General features: G+C 34.7%; 10 protein-coding genes. 6 read left to right on the top strand and 4 right to left on the bottom strand.

Annotation, left to right across the window (positions count from 1 at the left end; translation table 11 throughout):
- Both H600_RS23065 and H600_RS0118035 read right to left on the bottom strand, forming a co-directional pair.
- The coding region (locus H600_RS23065; RefSeq protein ID WP_167330311.1) for a VWA domain-containing protein at nucleotides 1-2,162 on the bottom strand (2,162 nt) is incomplete at its 3' end.
- A gap of 50 nt (nucleotides 2,163-2,212) precedes the next feature.
- Complete coding sequence (locus H600_RS0118035) at nucleotides 2,213-2,764, bottom strand: Fn3-like domain-containing protein (RefSeq protein ID WP_026730104.1); 552 nt, start codon at nucleotides 2,762-2,764, stop codon at nucleotides 2,213-2,215.
- A 501-nt stretch (nucleotides 2,765-3,265) separates the two neighbouring features.
- Between H600_RS0118035 and H600_RS0118030 the strand changes: the two genes are divergently transcribed.
- The 6 genes from H600_RS0118030 to H600_RS0118005 all read left to right on the top strand — a co-directional run bounded on the left by H600_RS0118030 (nucleotide 3,266) and on the right by H600_RS0118005 (nucleotide 8,700).
- Nucleotides 3,266-3,751 (top strand): SixA phosphatase family protein, encoded by a 486-nt coding sequence (locus H600_RS0118030; protein WP_026730103.1) that lies wholly within the window; start codon nucleotides 3,266-3,268, stop codon nucleotides 3,749-3,751.
- Nucleotides 3,752-3,756: 5 nt separating this feature from the next.
- Nucleotides 3,757-5,835 (top strand): polyphosphate kinase 1, encoded by a 2,079-nt coding sequence (ppk1, locus tag H600_RS0118025; protein WP_026730102.1) that lies wholly within the window; start codon nucleotides 3,757-3,759, stop codon nucleotides 5,833-5,835.
- 32 nt (nucleotides 5,836-5,867) lie between these two features.
- Nucleotides 5,868-6,758: a Ppx/GppA phosphatase family protein gene (locus tag H600_RS0118020; RefSeq protein WP_026730101.1), complete on the top strand. Its 891-nt coding sequence runs from the start codon at nucleotides 5,868-5,870 to the stop codon at nucleotides 6,756-6,758.
- A gap of 16 nt (nucleotides 6,759-6,774) precedes the next feature.
- Nucleotides 6,775-7,356, top strand: coding sequence for a TMEM175 family protein (locus H600_RS0118015; protein ID WP_026730100.1), 582 nt, complete (start codon nucleotides 6,775-6,777; stop codon nucleotides 7,354-7,356).
- A gap of 3 nt (nucleotides 7,357-7,359) precedes the next feature.
- A complete protein-coding gene (locus H600_RS0118010) occupies nucleotides 7,360-7,920 on the top strand; it encodes a Crp/Fnr family transcriptional regulator (protein WP_026730099.1) in 561 nt (186 codons plus the stop codon).
- A 201-nt stretch (nucleotides 7,921-8,121) separates the two neighbouring features.
- Nucleotides 8,122-8,700, top strand: coding sequence for an NAD(P)H-dependent oxidoreductase (locus H600_RS0118005; protein WP_026730098.1), 579 nt, complete (start codon nucleotides 8,122-8,124; stop codon nucleotides 8,698-8,700).
- Between the two features lie 2 nt (nucleotides 8,701-8,702).
- Here the strand turns inward: H600_RS0118005 and H600_RS0118000 are convergent, their stop codons facing one another.
- On the bottom strand, nucleotides 8,703-9,179 hold the full coding sequence (locus tag H600_RS0118000) for a hypothetical protein (protein WP_051234464.1): 477 nt from the start codon (nucleotides 9,177-9,179) through the stop codon (nucleotides 8,703-8,705).
- Between the two features lie 215 nt (nucleotides 9,180-9,394).
- Nucleotides 9,395-10,480 carry a DNA polymerase III subunit gamma/tau gene (gene dnaX, locus H600_RS0117995; protein ID WP_026730096.1) on the bottom strand — a complete coding sequence of 362 codons (1,086 nt, stop codon included), beginning with the start codon at nucleotides 10,478-10,480 and terminating at the stop codon, nucleotides 9,395-9,397.
- Nucleotides 10,481-10,503: the final 23 nt, after the last annotated feature.

Below are 10,503 nucleotides of genomic sequence, written 5' to 3'. Positions count from 1 at the left end.
GAACCAGTGGCATCGCCTTTGCAGTTTACATCTGTTTTAGAGTCGATTGCGGCAGTCAAGTCATTTGCTGGCTCATCGATTATTACTGTTTCAGTATCGGTACAACCTTTTGAATCGGTCACTGTCACGATATAAGTTCCAGCAGCAAGATTTGAAGCAGTAGCTCCAGTCTGAACAGGAACAGTATTCCAAGAGTAAGAGTATCCAGCAGTTCCGCCAGTTGCAGAAGCAGTTGCCGAACCAGTGGCATCGCCTTTGCAGCTAACATCTACATGAGAGTCGATTGCGGCAGTCAAGGCATTTGCTGGCTCATCGATTATTACTGTTTCAGTATCGGTACAGCCTTTTGAATCAGTGACAGTCACGATATAAGTTCCGGCAACAAGGTTTGAAGCGGTAGCTCCAGTCTGAACAGGAACAGTATTCCAAGAATAAGAGTATCCAGCAGTTCCGCCATTAGCCGAAGCCGTTGCAGCACCAGTTGCATCTCCTTTGCAGTTTACATCTGTTTTAGAATCTATTGCAGCAACTAGAGCATTTGAAGGTTGTCCAATTGTTACAGTATCAGTTTTGCTTGAACAGGAATCTGTTACAGTTACGGTATAAGTCCCGGCTGGCAAATTTGATACTGTAGGAGTTGTTCCAACTTCATCATTATTTGAATTTTTCCAAGAATAAGTTACTGTGCCAACAGCATTTGATACTGTACCAGCCGATACACTTCCGGTACTAGCACCATAACAAAGGACATCTGTTTTAGAAGACCCTACAATTGCTAAAGCTCCAGCAGGTTGTGTTATTTCGATAGTCAAAATACCTGTTGCACAATTATTACTATCTGTTGCGCTAACTTTATATATTCCAGCACTTAAACCTGTAATGTCTTTTGTTGTAGCAAAATCAACATCGTTTTTTGTCCATTTATAAGCATATGGGCCTTGTCCTCCTGTTGGAGTATTTATACTGATTGCTCCATTATTTCCTCCATAACAAGTCACATTTGTTTGCGATGCAACAGTAATGATAGGACATGGAACATCCGTCATAGGCGAAACTATGTCTTGCGTTGCATTAGTACAGAGAGCGTTTTGAAAGTAAAGTTTAGACGAGCTTACTTGTTGGCTTCCACACGTATTTGGTTTTGGAGTCAATCGATATTTTAAAGTGATTGTCTCAACATTTAAGAAATCAATATTCCAGGCAATTTCTTGTCCGGTAATTGTTGTAGTTCCTTTGGTTACTGTAACTGATCCAATTGTGAAATTAGCACCTACAGTTTCTTTTTCAAAAGGCGTACCTGTAATTTGTTTTGCAACCCAAGATAATTGAGTGAAAATTTGACTATAAATACCTGTCAAGTCAGCACCAGTTTCTGTAAAGAAAGAACCTCCAGACTGTACTGTATTCAATACATTCTCAGCGTTTGTTTGGTCGTTGCCACTAATAGCACCAAATAATCCGACAGAGAAAATCTGATTGTTATAACTGGTTCCTGAAACAGTAACAGTTTTTATACTACTTGCAGCAGTTGTAATGGCTGGTAAACAGGATCCACTACAGCCATTACCGCTTGATCCTGTTACGTTTGGAACACCATCCGTCAATAAAACGACACTTCTTGCTGTAGCACAATCGAAAGTAGCGCCCTTAGCAGGATCAGGATCTAATAATATTGATCTGGCTTTTGTCAAACCATCTTGAATATTGGTGTTTCCATTTGCAGAAAGTCCATTTATTACTGATATTAAGTCCGCTTGACCACTGCTATTTGTTAAATATTTTCTTATAGTAGCTGTTGTGCTGTAAGTTACAATCCCCACCCTGTTTTTTCCTGTAGGGTTATTAGCAGGAAGAAACATTTTATTGATAAAATCAATAGCAGCATCTTGAGCATAGGCTAGAGGTTTCTTACCAGATCCATCCCCCATACTTCCAGATACGTCAATAACTAAAACAACCTCTAAGGGTCTAGTAACTGGATTTGAACCTTGAATTTTTAATTCAACATCCAATGCTCCGCAAACTCCTGGTGCCACGGTAACAGTTTTGGTAGGCGTTATCGTCTGTGCAAAACCTATGGCTGATGAAAATAAAAAAAGTAACATACAAAACGTTATGCTGGCTTTTTTTATTAAGTGGATAAAGTGTAATGTTTTTTTCATTTTATAGGAATTTAAATTGAAAAACAACTAAATATTTTCGCAACTAATATTTAATTTTCAGAAGGATTATTTACGATCGTATGTACAACAGTGCTTGCTGTGTAATTGGCGCAATTTGATGATGTAGCATTTACCTGCATGCAATTCCATTTGTTGTATGCCGTACCTTGCGGAACCGTTAAATGAACTGAAAAAGTAGCGGTTTGATTTGCTGAAAGCGAGATAGATGTGATTGGTACGTTGCTGTTGTCCAGAAAACTCCCAACCAAATTCACATTTTGAGATGTGCTGCTTCCATCATTATTCGCGCAGCTAGAGTTTATGTTTAAAACACTTAAATTATAAACATCATCTGAATTTCCCGTATTGGTCAATACCAGTGTAAAATAGGCACCATTCTCACTTGCATTGCTGTAATTCCTGTCTTTATCAACTCCCAGAGTTGCCTTGCAAGAACCGGATTGTGCAAATGAAATGGTTGTGATTAAACAAAGCAGTAATGAAAATAAGTTTTTTTGAAAGATATTTTTTCTTAGAGAAAAAATTGACTTACAATTTGCTACAAATTTCACCGCTTTTTCAAGAGTAGATTTACTTTTCATAACTTAAGATTTAGTTTTGTGGTATTTATGAAATTTTAACAGAATCAAAATTATATTAGAGTTTTTGTAATTAAATTTTTTTGTCTGTAACTAACCTAAAAACTCGTTTAACTACCTTTTTTTGATTAAATATTGATCAAAAAAAGCTTTTTTTTGATCGATTTTAACACATATAAATTGATGTTTTTCTTCCTTTTTTGATTAAAAATTTACTTTTTAAACTTATGTAAATATCTAATAATCAATTATTTAGTTAAAATTTTATAAATTCGCAAAATATCGACGAAATGATTGTTTTAATGGATGAAGTACACTTTTTTGTTAAAATGTATAAGTCGATTTTTTGTATTGTTAAACTTTTGAATATTTCGCATTCTTGTTAAAATTTTTATAGAATGTTAACAGAAATAAAAAATAGGGGAGGATTAAAATTTCTTTTGTAAATTAGAACTTAGAAAGTAGTTTTCTCGTTATGTATTTATTTTTAAATATTGCCTTTATATGAAAAACTTAATTTTAATACGACACGCAAAATCAAGCTGGGAAGCGCCTCTAAAAGATTTTGACAGACCTTTAATGAAAAGAGGAATTTTAGATGCGCATGAAGTGTCTTCAAATATTTCAAAATACCTACCGAAAACTTATATTATATGGAGTAGTACTGCGGCGCGCGCTTCAGAAACGGCTCTTATTTTTGCTCAAAATATTTCGTACCCCATAGAAAGCATCGTTTTTAAAGATGATCTTTATACTTTTGATGAGAAACAACTCGAAAAAGTTATCAAATCATGTGATAATAGTTTAGAAAGCGTTATTCTTTTTGGACATAACGAGGCTATTACAAATTTTGTTAATAAATTTGGAGATGTTTTTATAGATAATGTCCCAACTTCAGGTTTCGTTTCCCTGCAATTTGATACAGAAAGCTGGGATGCTCTCAATAAAGGCAAGACACATAAAACAATTTTCCCCAAAGATTTAAAATAAAAAAAGTGTACGAACAGAAATATATCGATAGAGAAAAAAGCTGGCTAGCGTTTAATGCAAGAGTGCTTCAAGAAGCTGCAGATAACACGGTTCCACTTTTAGACAGAATGCGTTTTGTTGGAATTTTTTCAAACAATTTAGATGAGTTTTTTAGAGTTCGGTACGCAGCCATTCGAAGATTGAGTCTCTCTGGTATTTCTGGCGAAAAATATTTAGGCGGAATTTCTGCTCACCAATTAATTAAGGATATTACCGAAATCGTAATTCAGCAACAGTCTGAAAGTTTGCGTATTCTAGGGAATATTGAAGCAGAACTAGAAGCTGAAAATATCTTTATTATCAATGAAACCCAAATTACCAAAAAACAGGAGTGTTTCTTAAAGGACTTTTTTACACAAAAATTGAGTCCGGAATTGGTTACAATTATTTTGAATGATTTGGCTGTTTTTCCAGTTTTAAAAGACACTTTAGGTTATTTAGCCGTTCGTTTAGAATTGGCAAATGATGAAGTTCGTTACGCTTTAATCGAAATTCCGAAAAACATTAATCGTTTTGTTGTTATTCCGTCTGAAGATGACAAGCAATACGTTATATTAATAGATGATGTTATTCGCTATAAACTGAAAAACATCTTCAATATATTTGATTATAAAAGTGTTTCGGCACACATGATCAAAATTACACGTGATGCCCAGCTAGATATTGACAGCGACTTAAGTAAAAGTATGCTCGAAAAAATCTCGAGTTCTGTAAAAGATCGTCGAATTGGAGAACCAGTTCGCTTTATTTATGATAATTTAATCGAAGAAGATACGCTCCAGTTCTTTTTAGAAAAAATGAAAATAGTAGAAACGGATAGTATAATTCCTGGCGGACGATACCATAATCGCCGAGATTATATGGATTTTCCAAATTTAGGGCGCTATGATCTTTTGTATAAACCAAATGAGCCTTTGCCGGTTCCTGGTTTGAGTTTGGATGGCAGTATTTTAGAAAAAATTAGCAAAAAAGATTATTTGGTGCATGCGCCCTATCAGTCTTTTTCTTATTTAACAAAGTTTCTACGTGAAGCAGCTTTAGATCCAAAAGTTACAAGCATCAAAATTACTTTATATCGTTTAGCGAAGAATTCGCAGATAATCAGTTCGCTTATTAATGCGGCTAAAAATGGGAAAAAGGTCGTCGTTCAAATCGAACTTCAAGCACGCTTTGATGAAGCTTCGAATATCTCATATGCAGAACAAATGCAGACAGAAGGTATTGAACTTATTTTTGGGATTAAAGGCTTGAAAGTTCACAGCAAAATTTGTGTAATCGAAAGAGTGGAAGAAGGTAAAACTCGTCGCTATGGTTTTATTTCAACAGGAAATTTCAACGAATCAACAGCGAAGATTTATACCGATGTTACGCTTTTTACCTGTCATCAAGGAATTTTAAAAGACACATCAAAAATATTCGAATTCTTCGATATCAATTATAGAGTGCACAGATATAAACATTTAATTGTTTCCCCACATTATACAAGAACAAAATTCATCAAATTAATTGACCGTGAAATTCTCCATGCACTTGCTGGAAGAAAAACACACATCAAATTAAAAATGAATAGTTTGTCTGATTTTAAAATGATCGATAAGCTGTATGAAGCAAGTAATGCAGGAGTGAAAATCCAGCTTCAAGTAAGAGGGATTTGCTCGTTGATTCCAGGTATTCCTGGAATGAGCGAAAATATTGAAGCAATAAGTATTGTAGACAATTATTTAGAGCATTCAAGAGTTTATATTTTTGGAAACGCAGGTTTGACAGAAGTTTATATTTCGTCTGCTGATTTTATGACTAGAAATCTTGACGGAAGAGTCGAAGTTACCTGCCCAATTTATGACCTGGAAATCAAAAAAGAACTGATTGATAATTTTAATATTGCATGGAAAGGGAATGTTAAAGTGAGATATCATTCCTATAAATTAGATAACAAATACAAGCCTCGAAATCATCATGCCCCATTTAGAGCGCAATTTGAAACCTATAAATATTATCAAAACAAAATTGAGGTGGCAGAAGCAGTTCCTCAAAAAATAAATTAATTAAAACCAATTTTTTCAAATCATAAGTGAGCATGATTAATATTAGAAAATTTGCAGCAATAGATATTGGTTCAAATGCCATGAGACTACTGATATCGAATGTTGTAGAACAAGAAGGCAAAGAACCCCAATTCAATAAAAGTTCGCTTGTCCGTGTGCCAATTCGTTTGGGGCAAGATGCCTTTACTGTAGGAGAAATTTCAGAAGAAAATACAGATCGAATGGTTGATGCTATGAAAGCATTCAATCTTTTGATGAAAGTACATAAAGTTGAACGATATATGGCGTTTGCTACTTCGGCAATGCGTGAAGCGTACAATGCTAAAGAAGTGGTCGCTTTGATTAAAAAGAAAGCTGACATTAAAATCGAAATTATTGACGGTAAAAAAGAAGCAGCAATTATTGCTTCTACAGATTTGCATCACTTATTAAAAACAGATGAAACTTATTTATTTGTTGATGTTGGAGGTGGTAGTACTGAATTTACATTGTTTTCTGACGGAAAAATGATCAATTCTAGATCTTTCAAAGCGGGAACTGTTAGGTTGTTGAATAACATGGTTTGCGACGTAGTTTGGGATGAAATCGAAAAATGGATCAAAACCAATACCGCAGACTATGACGAAGTAACTTTGATAGGATCTGGAGGAAACATCAATAAGTTGTTTAAAATGTCTGGAAAACAACAGGAAAAACCACTTTCATACATTTATATCAATTCACAATATGCGTTCTTGAATTCATTGACCTACGAGCAAAGAATTGCTGAGCTAGGTTTGAACTCTGACCGTGCCGACGTTATCATCCATGCCACTCGCATTTATTTGAATGCAATGAAATGGAGTGGAGCGCGCCAGATTTATGTTCCAAAAATTGGACTTTCGGACGGAATTGTAAAAGCAATGTATTACGGCAAAATTTAATTTTTTTTAAAAATAAATGAACAAAAGTAGACTTGAAGCTTTTAGTGACGGTGTTTTGGCGATCATCATAACTATTATGATTTTAGAAATTAAAGTGCCTGAAGGACATGAATTTGCGGATTTAAAACCGCTTATTCCTAAGTTTTTGAGCTATGTTTTGAGTTTTATTTATGTTGGAATTTATTGGAACAATCATCATTATTTGCTTCATGGACTATCTAAAGTAAACGGAAAAGTACTTTGGAGCAATCTTCATTTATTGTTTTGGCTTTCATTGATTCCGGTTTCAACAGGATGGATGGGGGAGCATAATTTTGAGAAAGCATCTTTAGCTTTGTATGGGATTATTTTGTTAGGCTGTGCAATAGCATATATTATTCTTCAAAAAATAGTCTTAGATGTAGAAGGTAAAGACTCGCTTTTGCAAAAAGCAATTGGCAAGGATTTTAAAGGTAAAGTTTCTGCAATTCTAAATATCATTGGGATTGGAACTTCGTTTTTTAACGAATATATTTCGGGTGCTTGCTATGTTATCGTGGCTTTATTATGGCTTGTTCCAGACAAAAGGATCGAAAGGGTTTTCGATTCTAATAATTAATTTATGAAATCGGTTTTTCAGTCCATTCAGAATTTTTCAGCAGAAGAATTAAATCTTTTGAATGACTTAATTACGTTTCGTACTTTAAAAAAAGGCGAACTTTTATTGACTGAAAATCAAGTTTGCAATGAAGTTGTCTTCATCAAAAAAGGAATTCTCAGATCGTTTTTTGTAAATCATAAAGGTGATGAAATCACTAATTGTTTTGCTTTTGAAAATGAATTTATGGCGTCTTTTGCAAGTTTCATTACCCAAGAAAAAGCCGAAGAAAACATTCAAGCTTTAGCAGAAACCGAGTTGCAAATTTTAGATCGAAAAGCTTTAGAAAAACTTTATCAATCGGGTTTCAATTGGCAGGAAACGGGTCGAAAATTAACTGAGTTAGAATTTGTCAATCTGCATAAAAGAATGGTTTCTTTCCAGAAATTATCTGGCGCTCAACGTTATGAAGAGTTATATCAAAACCATCAAAAATATATTCAGCTAATTCCACTTCAATATTTAGCTTCCTATTTAGGAATCACACCAAGACATTTAAGCCGAATCAGAAAAGCGGTTGTTTGATTTTTGGTTTCACGCAGATTTTACAGATTAAGCAGATTTGTTTTTTATTGTTATATTGTATAAATCTGCGAAAATTTATAAGTTGTTTTTAGATCGGCCTAATCTGCTAAATTTGCGAGAGAAATAATTTGCATCTATTTTTAGGACATTTGTCTATTAAAAGAAAAAGCACTAATAGTATTTTTGAATTAAAAAATTGATATGAAAAAAATACTGATTATAAACGGACATCCAAACGCGGCAAGTTTTAATTTCGGAATTGCAGAATCGTATAAAAATGGCGCCATTGCTTCTGGCGCTACAGTTGAAATCATTACAATTGCCGATTTGAAATTCAATCCGAATTTGCAATTTGGTTATCAAGAACGAACCGACTTAGAACCTGATTTGCTTGAATCGTGGGAAAAAATCAAAAGAGCAGAACATTTAGTTTGGATTCATCCGGTTTGGTGGGGCGGACTTCCTGCAATCACAAAAGGTTTTATTGACAGGTTGTTTTTGCCTGGAATGGCTTTTCAGTATAGAGAAAATTCAGTTTGGTGGGACAAATTGCTCAAAGGAAAGACAGCGCATATTATTACCACTTTGGACCAACCCGGCTGGTTTTACCGATTGTCTTTTGGAAGACCAAGCGTAAATCAATTAAAAAAATCAACGTTAGAATTTTGTGGAATAAAGCCTGTAAAAGTAAGTTACATCGGAATTGTAAAAGGTTCAGATGAAATTAAAAGAAAAAAATGGCTAGAGAAAGTCTACAACTTGGGACTTCAAAATAAATAAAATTATTCTTTTAAATCTAATCCAAATACTGAGCGTAAAAGTTCAATGTTTGGATTGATTTCCAAGAAACGATTATAGCGGTCTTGATTGTTGTAAGTTCGTTTGGTTTGCGCTTGTTCATTTACAATTACCTCAATTGTAATATCATGATTATGCAAATGTCCTTTTAAATGACCTAACAAGCCATTCATTTGACTTTCGAAATCTAGCTTAGAACCTTCGTTTGGAAGCTCATAAATGATTTTTGTTCCGTCCAAAACAGGGTCGTTGATCAATAAGATAGATTCCATGATTCTTAAACCTTTTTGTCCTAAACGTTCTGCGTATTTGTTCCAATGAAGGCGCATGTCTGTTTCGTTAAATTCTTCAGTAGGCAATACAGAAGTAGGCTTGACATACGATTTGCTACTTTGCTCCATTTCTTTTTTCTTGCGTATGCTGGCAAGAGAAAAAGCGGAAACTTTAGGAGTACCTGTCATATCAACTCTAGGTGTTTCTGGAGTTTGAACTTTAGCAGGCTCGGCAGAAACCTGAGTTGTATTTGATGTATTTAGGACAACGGAATTACCATTGTCATTTTGATTGACATTATTATTTTCTTCCGAACTTGGAATTTGAGGTTTTGTATTAGGAGTTTCTTTAGTTGTGACTTCAACAATAGAAAAACTTCCGTTTTTATAATAAGTTGGGGGAATTATGAATTGCTCAACTTTTTTTTTTCTCCATCAAAGTTGATAGAGGCTAATTGCATCAAACATAATTCAACTAAAAGGCGCTGATTTTGACTCAATTTGTATTTTAAATCACAGTCGTTTGCAATATCAATTCCTTTTAATAAAAACTCCTGCGAACATTTTTGCGACTGAACGCCATACATTTGTTGCGCTTGTTCTCCGACTTCTAATAAAGCAATAGTTGAAGGCGTTTTACTTACCAATAAATCTCTGAAATGAGAAGCTAAACCAGCAATAAAATGATGCCCATCAAAACCTTTTGCCAGAATGTCGTTGTAAGCTATTAAAAGTTCTGGAATTTTATTTTCCAGAATCAAATCGGTTACTGTAATATAGGTTTCGTAGTCTAAAACGTTTAGGTTTTCAGTTACGGCTTGACGCGTCAAGTTTGTTCCGCAGTACGAAACTACACGGTCAAAAATGGACAAAGCATCACGCATGGCACCATCTGCTTTTTGAGCAATAATGTGCAGTGCATCATCTTCAAAAACGATTCCTTGGCTTTCAGCAACATCAGCTAAATGTTCTTTTGCATCTTTTACTGTAATTCTTTTGAAATCGAAAATTTGGCAACGAGATAAAATCGTTGGGAGAATTTTGTGTTTTTCTGTTGTCGCTAAAATAAAAATAGCATGTTTTGGTGGTTCTTCTAATGTTTTCAGGAAAGCATTAAAAGCGGCCGAAGACAACATGTGGACCTCGTCAATGATATATACTTTGTATTGCCCGGTTTGTGGCGGGATACGAACTTGATCGATTAGGTTACGAATGTCATCAACCGAGTTGTTTGAAGCAGCATCTAGCTCAAAAACGTTAAATGCAAAATCTTCAGTAGGATCATCATATCCAGGCTGGTTTATCTTTCGAGCCAAAATACGGGCGCAAGTCGTTTTTCCAACTCCACGCGGTCCTGTGAATAAAAGAGCAGATGCCAAGTGATTGGTTTCAATAGCATTCAACAAAGTGTTGGTAATGGCTTTTTGCCCCACAACATCCTTAAAGGTCTGCGGGCGATATTTACGTGCCGATACTACAAATTGCTCCATATTCTTTTTTATTCGATAGCAAA

The organism is Flavobacterium denitrificans DSM 15936, from assembly GCF_000425445.1.
GTDB lineage: Bacteria > Bacteroidota > Bacteroidia > Flavobacteriales > Flavobacteriaceae > Flavobacterium > Flavobacterium denitrificans.
The sequence above is the reverse complement of the archived record's forward strand: the minus strand, read 5'-3'. Positions and strand labels throughout refer to the sequence as shown.